Annotated in this window: 15 protein-coding genes, 1 pseudogene and 1 riboswitch; of the genes and pseudogenes, 9 read left to right on the top strand and 7 right to left on the bottom strand. The window is 69.4% G+C overall.

Annotated features, from left to right (window positions below):
* Positions 1 to 29: 29 nt before the first annotated feature.
* From FK267_RS12250 to FK267_RS12240, 3 genes are all read right to left on the bottom strand, one after another.
* Positions 30 to 926, bottom strand: a complete 897-nt coding sequence (locus FK267_RS12250; protein WP_003789598.1) for a bifunctional methylenetetrahydrofolate dehydrogenase/methenyltetrahydrofolate cyclohydrolase — start codon at positions 924 to 926, stop codon at positions 30 to 32.
* Entirely contained in the window at positions 923 to 2,233 is a 1,311-nt protein-coding gene (glyA, locus tag FK267_RS12245; RefSeq protein WP_141407362.1) for a serine hydroxymethyltransferase, read from the bottom strand. Before glyA ends, FK267_RS12250 begins: the two co-directional genes overlap by 4 nt.
* Before the next feature lie 64 nt (positions 2,234 to 2,297).
* Positions 2,298 to 2,383, bottom strand: a riboswitch (ZMP/ZTP riboswitch).
* Between the two features lie 114 nt (positions 2,384 to 2,497).
* Positions 2,498 to 3,694, bottom strand: a complete 1,197-nt coding sequence (locus FK267_RS12240; RefSeq protein WP_141407361.1) for a CobW family GTP-binding protein — start codon at positions 3,692 to 3,694, stop codon at positions 2,498 to 2,500.
* Positions 3,695 to 3,749: 55 nt separating this feature from the next.
* Here FK267_RS12240 and rpmB point away from each other — a divergent pair, with 55 nt between their 5' ends.
* The 6 genes from rpmB (at position 3,750) to purU (ending at position 6,021) form a co-directional block, all read left to right on the top strand.
* A complete protein-coding gene (rpmB, locus tag FK267_RS12235; protein ID WP_003789593.1) occupies positions 3,750 to 3,989 on the top strand; it encodes a 50S ribosomal protein L28 in 240 nt (79 codons plus the stop codon).
* Positions 3,986 to 4,159 (top strand): 50S ribosomal protein L33, encoded by a 174-nt coding sequence (rpmG, locus tag FK267_RS12230; protein ID WP_003789591.1) that lies wholly within the window; start codon positions 3,986 to 3,988, stop codon positions 4,157 to 4,159. Before rpmB ends, rpmG begins: the two co-directional genes overlap by 4 nt.
* Positions 4,159 to 4,464 carry a 30S ribosomal protein S14 gene (gene rpsN, locus FK267_RS12225; protein ID WP_141407360.1) on the top strand — a complete coding sequence of 102 codons (306 nt, stop codon included), beginning with the start codon at positions 4,159 to 4,161 and terminating at the stop codon, positions 4,462 to 4,464. The genes rpmG and rpsN overlap by 1 nt, the downstream gene beginning before the upstream one ends.
* A 147-nt stretch (positions 4,465 to 4,611) precedes the next feature.
* On the top strand, positions 4,612 to 4,863 hold the full coding sequence (locus FK267_RS12220) for a type B 50S ribosomal protein L31 (protein ID WP_141407359.1): 252 nt from the start codon (positions 4,612 to 4,614) through the stop codon (positions 4,861 to 4,863).
* Positions 4,864 to 4,943: 80 nt separating this feature from the next.
* Complete coding sequence (gene ykgO, locus FK267_RS12215; RefSeq protein WP_003782012.1) at positions 4,944 to 5,066, top strand: type B 50S ribosomal protein L36; 123 nt, start codon at positions 4,944 to 4,946, stop codon at positions 5,064 to 5,066.
* An 82-nt stretch (positions 5,067 to 5,148) separates the two neighbouring features.
* A complete protein-coding gene (gene purU, locus FK267_RS12210; RefSeq protein ID WP_141407358.1) occupies positions 5,149 to 6,021 on the top strand; it encodes a formyltetrahydrofolate deformylase in 873 nt (290 codons plus the stop codon).
* Positions 6,022 to 6,126: 105 nt separating this feature from the next.
* Here purU and FK267_RS12205 read toward each other — a convergent pair whose 3' ends face one another.
* Positions 6,127 to 7,320: an alcohol dehydrogenase catalytic domain-containing protein gene (locus FK267_RS12205; RefSeq protein WP_075377785.1), complete on the bottom strand. Its 1,194-nt coding sequence runs from the start codon at positions 7,318 to 7,320 to the stop codon at positions 6,127 to 6,129.
* A gap of 773 nt (positions 7,321 to 8,093) precedes the next feature.
* Between FK267_RS12205 and FK267_RS13865 the strand changes: the two are divergent.
* From FK267_RS13865 to FK267_RS12190, 3 genes and pseudogenes are all read left to right on the top strand, one after another.
* Positions 8,094 to 8,738 (top strand): annotated as a pseudogene (locus FK267_RS13865) (DUF6318 family protein).
* Between the two features lie 92 nt (positions 8,739 to 8,830).
* The gene (locus tag FK267_RS12195) at positions 8,831 to 9,571 is read left to right on the top strand and encodes a zinc transporter (RefSeq protein WP_232622408.1); all 741 of its coding nucleotides are present in this window, start codon (positions 8,831 to 8,833) and stop codon (positions 9,569 to 9,571) included.
* Between the two features lie 612 nt (positions 9,572 to 10,183).
* Entirely contained in the window at positions 10,184 to 10,708 is a 525-nt protein-coding gene (locus FK267_RS12190) for a mycothiol transferase (protein ID WP_141407357.1), read from the top strand.
* Between the two features lie 119 nt (positions 10,709 to 10,827).
* Here FK267_RS12190 and FK267_RS12185 read toward each other — a convergent pair whose 3' ends face one another.
* From FK267_RS12185 to nucS, 3 genes are all read right to left on the bottom strand, one after another.
* Positions 10,828 to 12,063: an N-acetylglucosamine-6-phosphate deacetylase gene (locus FK267_RS12185; RefSeq protein WP_198498174.1), complete on the bottom strand. Its 1,236-nt coding sequence runs from the start codon at positions 12,061 to 12,063 to the stop codon at positions 10,828 to 10,830.
* 109 nt (positions 12,064 to 12,172) lie between these two features.
* Positions 12,173 to 13,429 carry a DNA glycosylase AlkZ-like family protein gene (locus FK267_RS12180; RefSeq protein ID WP_141407355.1) on the bottom strand — a complete coding sequence of 419 codons (1,257 nt, stop codon included), beginning with the start codon at positions 13,427 to 13,429 and terminating at the stop codon, positions 12,173 to 12,175.
* Between the two features lie 10 nt (positions 13,430 to 13,439).
* A complete protein-coding gene (nucS, locus tag FK267_RS12175; protein ID WP_009405946.1) occupies positions 13,440 to 14,135 on the bottom strand; it encodes an endonuclease NucS in 696 nt (231 codons plus the stop codon).
* Positions 14,136 to 14,438 lie beyond the last annotated feature (303 nt).

The raw sequence follows: 14,438 nt of genomic DNA, 5'->3' as shown, positions 1-14,438 counted from the left end.
TCGGCCGGTCGGGCGAGCGGCGACGTCCCTCAGAGCGAGCGCTCCGCGGTCTCGACCACGTTGGCCAGCAGCAGGGCGCGGGTCATGGGGCCCACGCCGCCGGGGTTGGGCGAGAGCCAGGAGGCCACCTCGTCGACGCCGTCGGCGACATCACCGGCGATGCGGCCCTTGCCGGTGGCGGGGTCGACGACGCGCGAGACGCCCACGTCCAGGACGACGGCGCCGGGGGCGACCATCTCCGGGGTGATGATGCCGGGGCTGCCGGCCGCCGAGATGACGACGTCGGCCCGCCGCACGTGCTCGGCCAGGTCCGTGGTGCCGGTGTGGCAGATGTCCACGGTGGCGTTGACGTCCTTGCGGCCCAGGAGCAGGCCGATGGAGCGGCCCACCGTGACCCCGCGGCCGACGACGCACACGTTGCGGCCGGCCAGGTCGATGCCGTGGCGCTCCATGAGCTCGATGCAGCCGCGCGGCGTGCAGGGCAGGGGCGAGTCGATGGGCCCCGAGGCCCGCAGCACCAGGCGCCCCAGGTTGGTGGGGTGCAGGCCGTCGGCGTCCTTGGCCGGGTCGACGCGCTCCAGGATCGCGTTGGTGTCCACGCCCGCCGGCAGCGGGAGCTGGACGATGTAGCCGGTGCAGGCGTCATCCGCATTGAGGCGGTCGACGGCGGCGGCCACCTCGGCCTGGGTGGCGGTGGCCGGCAGGTCCTCGCGGATGGAGAGGATGCCGACCTCGGCGCAGTCGGCGTGCTTGCCGGCGACGTACTTGACGCTGCCGGGGTCCTCCCCCACCAGGACCGTGCCCAGGCCGGGGGTGACGCCGCGCTCGCGCAGTGCCGTCACGCGTTCCTTGAGCTCGGCCTTGAGGGCGGCGGCCGTGGCCTTGCCGTCCAGGACCCGGGCCGCCCCGTTCCAGGGAGCCCTCACTGGGCCAGCCCCGGGTAGAGGGGGAAGGCGTCGGTCAGGGCGCGCACGCGACCGCGCAGGGCGGCCAGGGTCTCGTCGTCGGCGGTGCCGGCGGCGCCGTGGACGAGGGTGGCGGCGATGATGTCGGCGACCTCGGTGAACTCGGCGTCACCGAAGCCGCGGGTGGCCAGGGCGGGGGTGCCGATGCGCAGGCCGGAGGTGACGCGCGGGGGACGCGGGTCGAAGGGGACGGCGTTGCGGTTGACCGTGATGCCGGCGGTGTGCAGGAGGTCCTCGGCCTGCTGGCCGTCCAGGGAGGAGTCGCGCAGGTCCACCAGCACCAGGTGGACGTCGGTGCCACCGGTGACCAGGCTGACGCCGGCGGCCTTGACATCGTCGGCCCCCAGGCGCTCGGCGATGATGGCGGCGCCGCGCACGGTGCGCTCCTGGCGCTCGCGGAACTCCTCGGTGCCGGCGATCTTCATGGCCACGGCCTTGGCGGCGATGACGTGCATGAGGGGGCCGCCCTGCTGGCCGGGGAAGACGGCGGAGTTGAGCTTCTTGCCCCACTGCTCGGCGCGGCTGGACAGGAGCATGCCGGAGCGGGGGCCGCCCAGGGTCTTGTGGACGGTGGTGGACACGACGTCGGCGTGCGGGACGGGGTTGGGATGCAGGCCGGCGGCGACGAGTCCGGCGAAGTGGGCCATGTCGACCCACAGGGCGGCGCCGACCTCGTCGGCGATGGAGCGGAAGGCGGCGAAGTCGAGGTGACGGGGGTAGGCCGACCAGCCGGCGATGATGACCGTGGGGCGCTCGCGCAGGGCGGCCTCGCGCACTTGGTCCATCTCGATGCGCATGGTGGTCTCGTCCACGCCGTAGGCGGTGGCGTGGTAGTTCTTGCCGGAGAAGTTGATCTTCATGCCGTGGGTGAGGTGGCCGCCGTGGGCCAGGGAAAGGCCCAGGAGGGTGTCGCCGGGGGTGGCCAGGGCGTGGAGGACGGCAGCGTTGGCCTGGGCGCCAGAGTGGGGCTGGACGTTGGCCCACTCGGCGTCGAAGACGGCCTTGGCGCGCTCGATGGCCAGGGACTCGGCGACGTCGACGACCTCGCAGCCGCCGTAGTAGCGGCGCCCCGGGTAGCCCTCCGCGTACTTGTTGGTCAGGACCGAGCCCTGACACTCCAGGACGGCACGGGGAACGAAGTTCTCCGAGGCGATCATCTCCAGGGTCTCGCGCTGGCGGGTGAGCTCACCGGTGAGGACCTCGGCGATGTCGGGGTCGAGCTCGGCCAGGGGCTGGTTCAGGGACGGGGTGACGGCTTGCGCTGTCATGTCTCTCCTCAGGTGTGAGGCGCACTCCGCGCTGAAGCAGGCGGCGTGCGCGCACTGGTGGGCGATCCGTGGCCCAGGCGGGCGACCCCGGAGTCGTGTTCGTGCCGCTCCCCGGTGGTGATCCACCCGGCGCCAGTCGCGACAGGAACACCCTACCGTGCCGGAGCACAGCCGCGCCGTCCCCTAGCGCACAGTGCAGCCCGGCGTCTCCCCGTGCCGCCTCATGCCTACTCGGGGTGGGGCTCGCACGGCGGCAGCGGGCGCTCAGCCCTCCTGCCCGAACCAGTCGCCCAGGCCGTCGTCGGCGCCGATCCAGGCCAGGGCCTGGGCCATCTCCTCGGGGCGCAGGAGGATCCGGGAGAAGGCGCGGCGCACCTGCTCGCGCATCTCCTCGTCCCCGACGCCGGTGACCACGAGGTGGCAGCGGGGCTCGCCGGCCGTGTCGTCGTCGGCACCGGAGGGGGCGGCCGGGACCTCCGCCCAGGTTCCGGCGTCGCCGACGCTCACGGCGCCTCCGGCGACCTCCCAGGTGCAGACCCGGCCGGGGCGGCTGGGCAGCCAGAAGCAGCCGCGAGCGCACAGGCCCTGACCGGCGAGCTCGACGACGAGGGAGCGCAGGCGCTCGGGGTGGAAGGGCAGGGAGGCGCTGAGGTCGAGGGTCCACACGCCGTGCTCGTCGGGGCCGCCCCAGGCGCTGGTGGTGGCGGGGTGGATGCGGCTCAAGGAGGCGGCGACGTCGTGGGTGAGGGCAGTGAGGGTCTCCAGGAGGGGTGCGTCGAGGCCCGGGAGCAGGAGGGCGTCGTGGGGGCGCAGGTGCTCGATGAGGTCGGCCCCGGCGGGGTCCTCATCGCGTCCCAGGGCCAGGACGAGGTCGGCGTATCCGAGGTTGGTCAGGTGGACGGCGCCCGTGCAGCGGGAGTCGCCGGGGAAGGCGCTCAGCTGGCGGTGCTCGAGGAGCTCGTCCAGGGCGGTGGTGGCGTCCAGGACGTGGGCGGCTCCGGCCAGTCTGACGCCGGTGCCGGCGAGCTCCTCGGCCAGGCCGGGCAGGAGGTGGGCGAGTTCGATGGCCGCCGGTAGGAGGATGACGGTGGTGCCGCCCGGGTCCTGGGCGGCGCGGTCCTGGGCGACGGCGGCCAGGACCTCCCGCAGGGAGCAGGTGGGGCAGGTGGAGGGCATGGGAACGTCGAGCCTGACCGGTTCGTCGTCGAAGCCCTCGGCCGAGCTGTGGCTGACGAGCCGGACCAGGTCGTCGTCGGCGTCGCTGCTCCCGGTCTCGTCGTCGGCGGCGAAGTGGAGCCCGGCGCGGATGACGACGGCGTCCTGGCCGGCCAGGGCGAGGTCGACCAGGTCCAGCAGGGCGGGGTCGACGGCGCCGATGACGGCCAGGGTGTGCCGGCCGTCGGCCGGGGAGCCGGGGATGTCAGCGAGGTTGCCGGCAAAGTCATCCGAGGGATCGGTCACGAGGTCCTCCAGCAGAGTTGACGAAACTGAGAATCATTCTTATATCATGCTCGTCATGACCACCTACTGCCAAGTCACGGGGGCCCGGCCTGTCTTCGGTCGGTCCGTCTCCCACTCCCACAAGCGCACGCCCCGGCGCTGGGATCCCAACCTGCAGCGCAAGCGCTACTGGGTGCCGTCCCTGGGGCGCACCGTGCGCCTGACGGTGTCCGCCAAGGGCATCCGCACCATTGACAAACTGGGCATCGACGTCGTCGTGGCTCAGATGCTCGCCCGAGGGGAGAAGCTGTCATGAGCGGAGCCAAGGGCAAGGACCTGCGACCGATCATCAAGATGGTCTCCACCGCGGGGACGGGCCACACCTACGTGACCCGCAAGAACCGCCGCAACACCCCCGACCGGCTGGTGCTGCGCAAGTTCGATCCGGTGGTGCGCCGGCACGTGGAGTACAAGGAGTCGCGCTGATGGCCAAGAAGTCCAAGATCGCCGCCGAGCTGCGGCGCCAGCAGGTGGTGGAGCGTTACGCCGAGCGTCGCGCCGAGCTCAAGCGGGCCTCGGTCAACCCTCACCTGAGCCAGGACGAGCGCGACGAGGCGATGGCGGCGCTGCACGCACTGCCGCGAGACGCCTCCCCCACTCGCCTGCGTCGGCGAGACGCGGTGGACGGTCGGCCGCGCGGGCACCTGCGCGTCACCGGGACCTCGCGGGTGCGCTTCCGCCAGATGGCGCTGCGCGGCGAGCTCCCGGGCATCGTCAAGTCCTCCTGGTAGGCGGGCGCGGGCTGCGAGTCCCCGCCCGCCGGGCCTCACAGCGCGCCGCAGTCACAGCCGGCCCCCTCGCAGCCCCGCCGCCGGCACCCGTTCACCACGTCAGTATTCACATCCACCCCCATCTCCACCCACATCCAAGGAGCTCGTATGCGCCCTGGGATCCACCCCAGCTACCAGCCCATCGTCTTTCGTGACAAGTCCGCTGACTTCGCTTTCCTGACCCGTTCGACCCTGACGTCGTCGGAGACCATCGAGTGGGAGGACGGCAACACCTACCCGGTCTACGACGTCGAGGTCTCCAGCGCCTCGCACCCGTTCTGGACCGGCCAGGGCCGCATCCTGGACACGGCCGGCCGGGTGGAGAAGTTCGAGCGCCGCTACGGCAAGCGCAAGCGGTAGGCGCACAGGCGGGGTACCCAAGCCTCTCCCCGTCGATCTCTCACCGCCCTCACTGGACACGAAGAAGGAAAGGAGCCGACATGAAGGTTCGTGCCTCGATTCGGTCCCTGGCCAAGCAGCCGGGGTCCAAGGTGGTCCGACGCCGCGGCCACACCTACGTCATCAACAAGAAGAACCCCCGCCTCAAGGCCCGGCAGGGCTGAGCCGGACCATGAGATGCAGCCGAGCCGGGACCAGCACCTGAGCCGTTTCTACGGCCGGGGCGGTCCCGGTTAGGCTGAGGCCATGGCTCATTCCACGGCGCAACCCGACTCCGCTGCCCACCTGGTCCTGTCCCTGTCCTGCCCCGACCGCCCGGGCATCGTCCACGCGGTCACCGGCACGCTGGCGCGCCGCGGTGGGAACATCACCGAGTCCAAGCAGTTCGGGGACTCCTCCACCGGCCTGTTCTTCATGCGGGTCCAGGTGCTGACCACCGTGTCACGCGTGGAGCTGGAGAAGGACCTGGCCGAGCTGGCCGGCGAGTACGAGATGGAGTGGAGCCTCGATGAGGTGGGGCGAGCCATGCGCACCCTCATCATGGTTTCCAAGGAGGGGCACTGCCTGACCGACCTGCTCTTCAGAGAGCGCAGCCAGGGGCTGCCGGTCGACGTCGTCGGCGTGGTGGGCAACCACGAGACGCTGCGGGACGTCGCCGAGTTCTACGAGGTGCCCTTCCACCACATCCCGGTCACCAAGGAGACCAAGGAGGCGGCTGAGGCCGAGCTGCTGGGGCTGGTGGACTCCCTCGACGTCGAGCTGGTGGTGCTGGCCCGCTACATGCAGATCCTCTCCCCCGCCCTGTGCGAGCGGCTGCACGGGGGCGTCATCAACATCCACCACTCGTTCCTGCCGTCCTTCAAGGGGGCGCGCCCCTACGCCCAGGCGCACGAGCGCGGGGTGAAGCTCATCGGGGCGACGGCGCACTACGTGACGGCGGACCTCGATGAGGGGCCGATCATCGAGCAGGACGTGACGCGGGCCGGGCACGAGGACTCAGTGTCCATGCTGCAGGCCAAGGGCCAGGACGTCGAGCGTCGGGTGCTGGCGCAGGCGGTGCGCTGGCACACCGAGCACCGGGTGCTGCTCAACGGTCACCGCACCGTCGTCTTCGCCTGAAGACCGGGGGCGCCCCGGACAGCGGTTCTCGCCCCCACCCGCAGCGAGGGCCACAGGCGGAGCCGTCTCCACCCGTGGCCCTCGGCATGGCGGCAGGAGAGTGGATCAAGCCGCGATCATGCCGTGAGGGTCGATGATGTACTTGACGTCCTCGCCCTTATCAAAGGCCTCGTAGGCCTTGGGCGCCTCATCAAGACTGATCACCCTCGGGTTGAGCATGTCACGCAGCCAGGGCATCCGGTCCCACAGGATCGCCATCATGAGCTGGCGGTTGTAGCGCATGATCGGCGCCTGCCCAGCCGTGATCCGGGGCGACTTGATCCAGGCCTTGCCGAAGTCGATCGGGAAGGTGCCCTCCTGCTCCGCCTTGGTCTCAGCAATCGGGTCGGGACCGTAGACGCCGATCACTCCAGTCGCGCCGCCGGCGCGAGTGGCGTCGATGACCTGGTTGATTGCGGCGGCAGGCTGCATCTGCTCGGCCTCTTTGCCCAGACCATGGGCCTCTGGCCCCACGTAGTCGACGGCGCAGTCAACCATCGGCTCGCCCAGGACGGCCTCGATCTGGTCGGTCAGAGGCACGTCCTCGGACAGATTGATCGTCTCGCAACCAGCTTTGCGAACCAGCTCGAGCCGCTTCGGGTCATGGTCGCCCACGATGATGCAGGAAGCGCCCAGGAGCCGGGCCGCGGCGGCGCCGCAGCGGCCCACCGGCCCCGCACCAGCGAGGTAGACCGTGGACCCCGGCTTCGCACCGGCCTCCATCAGGCCGTGGAAGGCGGTCGGGAGGATGTCGGAGAGGACGGCCAGCTCGAGAATCTTCTCCATCGCCTGGTCCTTGTCGGGGAACCGTAGGAGCTGGAAGTCCGCGTACGGCACGAAGAGGTAGTCGGCCTGGCCGCCCTGGAAGTCACCCAGGTTGAAGCCGTAGGCCGCGCAGGCGAGCTTCGGGTTGGCGGTCTCGCACACGTCCGTACGGCCGGCACGGCAGTTGCGGCAGCGGCCGCAGGCCACATTGAACGGCACTGAGACGAGGTCGCCTTCGTGGAGAAACTCCACATCCTCACCAACCTCGATGACCTCGCCAGTCATCTCGTGCCCCATCACCATTCCGTCCGGAACCGGGAAAGAACCGCGATAGATGTGCAGATCACTGCCGCAGATGTTGGTGGCGACGATCTTGAGAATGACACCGTGCGGGGCCTTGCGCCCGTCGGGCATCTCCAGCTTTGGGAAGTCGAGGGTGTCGACCTGCATGTTGTTGATTCCGTGGAACGCCACGGCGCGATTGCGATCCGACATGTTCTGCTCCTGTAAGAAGGGTGCGATTCTGCGAGCGACCCAAGGGCATCACCCCCCCCAGCGGGTCATCTCCATGCTCACACACTCCCGCATCCAACGCCTTTGAAGACTTTAAGAATTTTCTGACAGCAAAATGAGAATGAATATCATTCCATCACACATCCTTCTTTCAGCTTGACAGAATAACATCACAGCGCACACCAAGATTTATTCGCGGGACGCGCCTTGGTGACTAACATGGGTCAGTGTCCGCATGGGACGACTTCGACTGACTGTTTCAGGAAACATATTCGCATTGGCGCGGTTCAGAGCACTATCGATTCTGGAGTGGCCTCGAACTGAGACCTCAAAGTCGTCTCCAGCAGACATGACCCGCCTCATCGAGGTTGCCGCGGACCGACACCCTGCGGCTGACACACCTGCACCGCCGGACCAGGCGACGTAGGGCGCACCGGCATCCCTACGAGAAGGTTGAGGCTGCCGCATGACGGAAAGACCCTGTTCGGGGTTTTCCACAGGGCGGGGTCAAAGTCTGGCGGTGGAGGCGTCCGTGCAGGTAATGTCAATACACCGCCCGGACGGGCAGCGTTGCCCACTCCGGTGGTGTCAGGAGTTGTTTCGGTGGCGAGGAGGCTTCCGTGATGAGTGCGTCCCTACGACCCCCTGTGACCGTGCGCCCACGACAGTCGGCGGCCACCCGTACCCGGAGGTCAGTGGTTGGGCGCAACCGGTCCGGGGTGCGTCGCAGGCGTCGCCGTGCGGCGGCCGGCCTGGTGGCGGTGTGCATTCTGGCGCTGGGGGTGGCGGCCTGCTCGACCAAGGACGCCAAGGCCGAGGCCAGCGCGAGCGCCAGTGCCAGCGCGTCGGCGGCGATCGCTCGGGCTGAGAAAGGCATCGCCGACGCCAACGCACGTGCGACCGCCTCCCGCGAAGCGGCCCTGACCCCTGAGCTGCGCGCCAAGCGCGACGCCGCCCTGGCCGAACCCGCCCCCGCCAAGCCCCCGCAGCTGAACGAGGACAGCGCCGAAGGCGCAGCAGCCAGCGTCGGCTACTTCCTCGACCTCTACCGCTACGCCTTCATGACCGGCAACACCACCGAGTTCGCCGCCATGAGTGACGACCGCTGCAAGTTCTGCTAATCAACGATCAACAATGCCACCACGCTCCACAACAGTGGCGGTTGGGCCGACAGATGGGAACAAACCATAACCGATCTAACCTACTACGAAAAACTCGACGGCTACAATTACAACAGAATCAAAGTAATCGCCGATCACGGCGAACAGATAAGTCACCCTAAAGGAGGGACAGAAACTAACATAACCGAAGCGATGCAAGGTCAGACACTCAACTTCGCAGTTCATTACATGAATGGCCGCTGGCTAGTTGGTGGAGTGGAAGTAGAGAAAACACAATGAAACACACGCTCACGACGGCATCCATCTTCGCAATAGCGTTTTCCACATTCCTCACTTCCCCCTCATTAGCCGAGGAAACCGGAGAGGGTGAATTGAGTTGGGACACACAGGCGACAGACGATTACACCACTATTGCTGGACATGCCTCGAGATCAGTAACCTCCAACCCCGAATCCGAGGATACAGGTTCAGGCTCCTCTGGTGACGGCGTAACAACTCAGTACGAAGACAGCTCGACATGGGACGAGCAGCCCCACCAGGAATGCTCCACGGAGAAGGATGAGTACGGGCTGGACAAGTACAAGTGCAACCTGTCCACCCTCCACCGCCCCACCCAACCCGACCAACCCACCACCGGTGGTGGTCCTCGTACGGTCACCATCACCACCCGCCAGGCCGCGACATTGATTGCTCAGGGTTCTGGGATTACGCGTCAGCCCCCGGGACCCAAGGTCATCATCTCCAAGGCCTTCATCGTCTACACCAACCCCGCCGTGCGCAACCAGACCACCACCATCCTGAACACCCCCATCGAGGTCGAGTTCACCCCCACCACCTACACCTGGAACTGGGGAGACGGCACCACCACAACCACCACCGACCCCGGCGCCCCCTACCCCCACCAGACCGTCACCCACCACTACCAGCACACCGCCACCGGCGTCACCACCACCCTGACCACGACCTGGACCACCCGATACCGCCCCGCCGGAGAGAACCAGTGGCGACCCATCGAGGACACCATCACCACCACCGAGACCTCCACCCCCTACGACCTGGTCCGCATCGTCACCTACCTCACCGACGACGCCGAAGAAGCCCAAGGCCACTAATAACCCCCACACCCAGCACACGCCCACACCCCAGACCACCAGGCACACCCCACAACCGGTGTCACAAACGGCGACATTTAGACGCACCCCAGCCCGACAACCACCGCACTCCGACACATATACGCAGGCCAGAGCCCCACAGGCCCAGGCACACCAGCCGATGGACAGCCTAAAAGTCGCCAATCGTGACACCAACGGCTCACAACGCACCACTAAGCCTGACCAGATGCCAGCGCACGCGGTCGTAGGGTAGGTGGCCTGTTCGTACCCTTTACCCCTCGAACGCGAGGCATAAGGTACGAACGCGACGGCCAGGGACACCCGTCACAGACCCCAGACACCGCCCGGAGGCCAGTCAGACGCCGCGGGCCACCGGTAATGCACACGGCGCCCCACGCCAGACCCCACACGACCTCAGCGAGTTCTTGGAGTCCATCAGCGGGCACGAACAGCCGGCTCGTCCACCGAACCTCACAACCCGCCACCTCAACTCGCAAGATGCGAGCAAACATCACGACGCTTAAACACCATCCCCAAGGGTGGAGCCCCTCACGGCTCATCAGTTCCTCATCGACCCCACCGCCGCCCAGGCCCGGAACGTAACCTGACACCATGACGACTCTTGAGATGCTCATTGACGTCCTGTCCCGGTCCCGCGAGCGCTTCGACCGCGCCTTCGACGGTGTCACGCTCGAGCAGGCCAACACCCGCCCCACCCCAGACCTGGCGCCCCGCATCGACTCGCTGACCTGGCTGGCCTGGCACACGGCCCGCGAGCTCGACATCCAGGTCGCGCCCCTGGCGGGCGTCGAGCCCGTCTGGATCACCAGCGGCCACCGGGAGCGCTTCGCCCTGCCCCTGCCCGACGACACCGAGGACTGGCACCACACACCCGAACAGGCCGCCCAGGTCGTCGTCAGCGACCTCAGTCTCCTCTTCGCCTACCTGGATGACGCCTACGCCCTGGCCACCACCTACCTGCGATCCCTCACGCCGGAGACGCTCGACGACGTCATCGACGACTCCTGGGACCCGCCAGTCACCAGGGCCGTGCGCCTGGCCTCGGTCATTGACGACGCCGCTCAGCACTCCGGTCAGGCCATCTACACCCGACGCCTCCTGAGCCTGCCGGGCTAGGCACGCAGCCCCCACCCCGCACCACACGTTCGCCCCGACCTGGCGGTTCAGGTCGGGGCGAACGGCTCCCACATGACAAGAGACTGCTGGGGCCCGAGCGGGCCGGTGGTGCGGGAGGATCAGGCGGCGGGCTCCACCGCCTCGCCGCGGCGCAGCACGGTGACGGGCCGCAGCTCCGCGTCGGTGACCACGACGTCGGCCCACAGGCCCGCACGCAGCGCCCCCACCGACGAGTCACCGAGAATCTGCGCGCCCTGGACGCTGGCGGCGTAGACGGCGTCGACCAGGTCGACTCCCCCCTGCCAGGTGGTGCGCACGACGTCGATGAGGTGGGCGGTGCCCCCGGCGATCGCACCGCCCTCGGTGAGGCGGGCGACGCCGTCGGCCACGGTGACCGGCTGGGAGCCGAGCACGTAGTCGCCGTCGGCCATGCCGGCCGCCGCCATGGCGTCGGTGACCAGGACGACGTTGTCGCGCCCCAGGGTCTCGAACATGTCCAGGACGATGGCGGGGCTGAGGTGCACGCCGTCGCCGATCATCTCCAGGACGCACTCGCCGCGCTGGGCGGCCGCCAGGAACTCGGGCACGGGCCCGGGCGTGCGGTGGTGCATGGGGCGCATGCCGTTAAACAGGTGGGTGGCGGTCGAGCGCGGGGCGCGGACCGGCTTGCCTACCTCGAGGCGCTCGGCGATGCGGGCGGCGGCGTCGGCCAGGGCGGCGCGCACGGGGGCGGCCTCGGAGTCGGTGTGCCCGAAGGAGGGCAGCGCCCCTCCCTCGATGAGGGCTGCGTTGACACCGTCGTCGCCGGTGATGCCGGGCTTCTCCGGGGCGATCGTCATGGTGACGACATGCCCGCCGCCGAGCTCGATGAGCTCACGGGTCAGGGCGGCATCGGGGTCGATGATGTAGGTGGGGTCCTGGGCGCCGCAGCGCTCCACCGAGACGAAGGGCCCCTCGAAGTGGATGCCGGCGAGCTCGCCGTCCTCGCACAGCTCGGCCAGCACCCGGGTGCGCGCACGCAGGACGTCCGGGGCGGCCGTCACGCAGGAGGCCACGAGCGAGGTGGTGCCGAAGCGGCGGTGCTCGAGCACGGAGACCATGGCCTGCTCGGCGGTCTCGGCGTTGGGGAAGGACTCACCGCCCCCGCCGTGGCAGTGGACGTCCACCAGTCCCGGCAGAAGGTAGCCACCCTCGGGTGCGGACTGAGCCTGCTCGACGGCGTCTGCGAAGCCGGCCCGTGCGGCCTGGTCAGCGGGCCCGACCCACGCGATGTGGGATCCGGACAGGACAACCACCCCATCGTCGATGATGTGGTCGGGGGTGACGACGCGTCCCCGCAGTGCGCGGACCTGCATGGCTTCGTTGCTCATGAGTCGGATTCTGTCACCACTTCAGACATCAGACAACCTCCTTCGGGGCGTCTCCTCCCCCACACTGCGCGGGCAGGATCCGGCTCCACTCCATTCACTCGGTCAGGCGCTGCTCCATGCGGGAGACGGCCCGGTTGACGTCTCGCTCCACGCGGGCCGACGGCGCCGCCCCACCCTTCCACAGCAGGCCCTCCCCGACCGGCCGCACGGCGACGAGTCGGCCGCGGTCCACCAGGATCGGGCGGAACATGCCGTTGCTCGCCGGGCAGATGAGGCGCTCACCGTCCTCATCGGTGAGGCAGGAGCGGTCCTTGTAGCCCACGTGCAGCTCATCGAAGGAGCCCAGGAAGTGCGCGGCCTGCGCGGCGCTGCGGTGGGCGGACAGGAGGTCGGGCAAGTCGGCGCGCATGTAGAGCAGGCCGGTCTTCGGGGCCGACTCGCCGGGGCCAAGCGGGCGCAGGCCTCCCCGGGCCCCGCCCTCGGCGACCGCGCGCACGAGCGGGACACGCGGCCCGGCCGGCTCACCGGCAGCATCAACCGCGGCTGGGGCCTGCTCCTCCCCCAGCTCGACGGCGTCCTCCAGGGCGCGGGCGGCCTGCGTCTTGGGCAGTGTGGTCCAGCGGGCCAGGTCCTCGGCGCTGACCGGGCCGTGGCTGGTCGCGTAGCGGTAGGCGATGTGCGCGCAGGCGGCGCGGTGGCCAGTCCCGCCGTGGGCGACGCCTGCTCCGGCGGGCCCGGAGTCGGCGTCGGGCAGGTGGCGTGCGTCCATGACGAGGTGCTCGTTGCCGGACCGCGGCCCCTGGACGAGGATCCCCTCGCGCTGGAGGCGCACCAGGAGGTGGCGGCGCCGGTAGGCCGAGACATCCTCACCGCGGAAAGCCTCCATGAGGCCGGCCTCCTGCCAGGCCGCCAGCAGCACCGAGCGCCTCAGCGGGCCCTGGTCCTCAATGAGGCCCAGCGCCACCTCGGCGGCGCGCTCGCACAGGGCGGTATCGACGCCGTAAGCCTTCTCGCTGTTCCGCACCCAGGCGTCGGTGCGGTGCATGAGGGCGGCGCGCAGCCAGTGGTGGTCGACGGCGGTGGTGATGTGGACGGTGCCGCGCATGGGCCAGGAGCGCACCAGGTCGCCTCGTGCGAAGGCAGCCTCAACGTCGGCCGGGGCGGCGGCCGGGGCGCGCACGAGCAGGGCGTGCGGGACGGCGGAGACCTGCTGGCCCTGGATGGCGAGCTGGCGGCTGACTGCCGAGGCGACATCGGGCGCGGCGGTGGCCGGGACGAGGCCCTGGGAGATGATGCGGGCCAGGCTCACCTCGGTCGGCAGCGGCACGGAGGAGGCGCGGGCGGCGGGCACGACTGTCTCCTCAGAACAGACGGGAGCTCGGGTCGTCCATGCCGCGCATGGCGTCGTAGTCGAGGGTGACGCAGCGGATGCCGCGGTCCTCGGCCAGGACGCGGGCCTGGGGCTTGATGGTCTGGGCGGCGAAGACGCCCTGGACGGGGGTCAGCAGCGGGTCGCGGTCGAGGAGCTCGAGGTATCGGGTGAGCTGCTCGACGCCGTCGATCCCGCCGACGCGCTTGATCTCCACGGCCACGGAGCGGCCCTCGGCGTCCTTGGCCATGATGTCGACCGGGCCGATGGCGGTGGGGAACTCGCGGCGCACCAGGCGGTAGCCGGCCCCCAGGACCTCAATCTGCTCGGCCAGAAGCTCCTGGAGGTGAGCCTCAACGCCGTCCTTGGTGAGCCCGGGGTCCACGCCCAGCTCGTGGCTGACGTCGGAGATGGTCTCGAAGAGGCGGATGACGAGGCGGTCGTCGGTCTTGGTGGCGCTGACCTCCCAGACCTCGCGCACGCCGTCAGCGGCGGCCTCCTCGTCCGGCTCGGTGACGGCCAGTCGGGCCGGGGCGCTCATCCAGTTCAGGGGCTTGTAGGAGCCGCCGTCGGAGTGGATGAGGACCGAGCCGTCGGCCTTGAGCATGAGCACGCGGGTGGCCCGGGGCAGGTGGGCGTCCAGGCGGCCGGAGTAGTCGACGGAGCATGAGGCGATAACGAGGCGCACCCGCCCACCCTAGCGGGGCGGGCCCGGCCTCGGCGCAACACCGGAGCCGGCGGGCCTGAGCATCGTGTCACCCGGGGCGTTCCCCTCCACTGTCCATGCACGGCGTCCACACCGGATCGGACGTCGTGTCTCAGGCGTGATCCGCGGCCCGGGGACGCAGCGTCAGGCGATGGCGGCACCGTGCGCCGCCGTCGAGAACGTACTTCGTGATCGAGGACTGCGTTTTCCTCCAGATGACTGGGAGGGGACCCCAGTGGCCTGGAGGAGAACGCAGTCCTCGGACGAAAGGTACGTCGCCGATCC

This window comes from Actinomyces oris (assembly GCF_006546825.1).
Classification (GTDB): Bacteria; Actinomycetota; Actinomycetes; order Actinomycetales; family Actinomycetaceae; genus Actinomyces; species Actinomyces oris.
This window is presented reverse-complemented; position numbering and strand designations above follow the sequence as displayed.

What these genes read in the sequence shown, in the direction of transcription:
- glyA (WP_141407362.1), bottom strand. Translation starts at nt 2,233, where the DNA reads ATGACAGCGCAAGCCGTCACCCCGTCCCTGAACCAGCCCCTGGCCGAG.
- rpmB (WP_003789593.1), top strand. Translation starts at nt 3,750, where the DNA reads ATGACCACCTACTGCCAAGTCACGGGGGCCCGGCCTGTCTTCGGTCGG.
- rpmG (WP_003789591.1), top strand. Translation starts at nt 3,986, where the DNA reads ATGAGCGGAGCCAAGGGCAAGGACCTGCGACCGATCATCAAGATGGTC.
- rpsN (WP_141407360.1), top strand. Translation starts at nt 4,159, where the DNA reads ATGGCCAAGAAGTCCAAGATCGCCGCCGAGCTGCGGCGCCAGCAGGTG.
- FK267_RS12220 (WP_141407359.1), top strand. Translation starts at nt 4,612, where the DNA reads ATGCGCCCTGGGATCCACCCCAGCTACCAGCCCATCGTCTTTCGTGAC.
- ykgO (WP_003782012.1), top strand. Translation starts at nt 4,944, where the DNA reads ATGAAGGTTCGTGCCTCGATTCGGTCCCTGGCCAAGCAGCCGGGGTCC.
- purU (WP_141407358.1), top strand. Translation starts at nt 5,149, where the DNA reads ATGGCTCATTCCACGGCGCAACCCGACTCCGCTGCCCACCTGGTCCTG.
- FK267_RS12205 (WP_075377785.1), bottom strand. Translation starts at nt 7,320, where the DNA reads ATGTCGGATCGCAATCGCGCCGTGGCGTTCCACGGAATCAACAACATG.
- FK267_RS12190 (WP_141407357.1), top strand. Translation starts at nt 10,184, where the DNA reads ATGACGACTCTTGAGATGCTCATTGACGTCCTGTCCCGGTCCCGCGAG.
- FK267_RS12185 (WP_198498174.1), bottom strand. Translation starts at nt 12,063, where the DNA reads ATGCAGGTCCGCGCACTGCGGGGACGCGTCGTCACCCCCGACCACATC.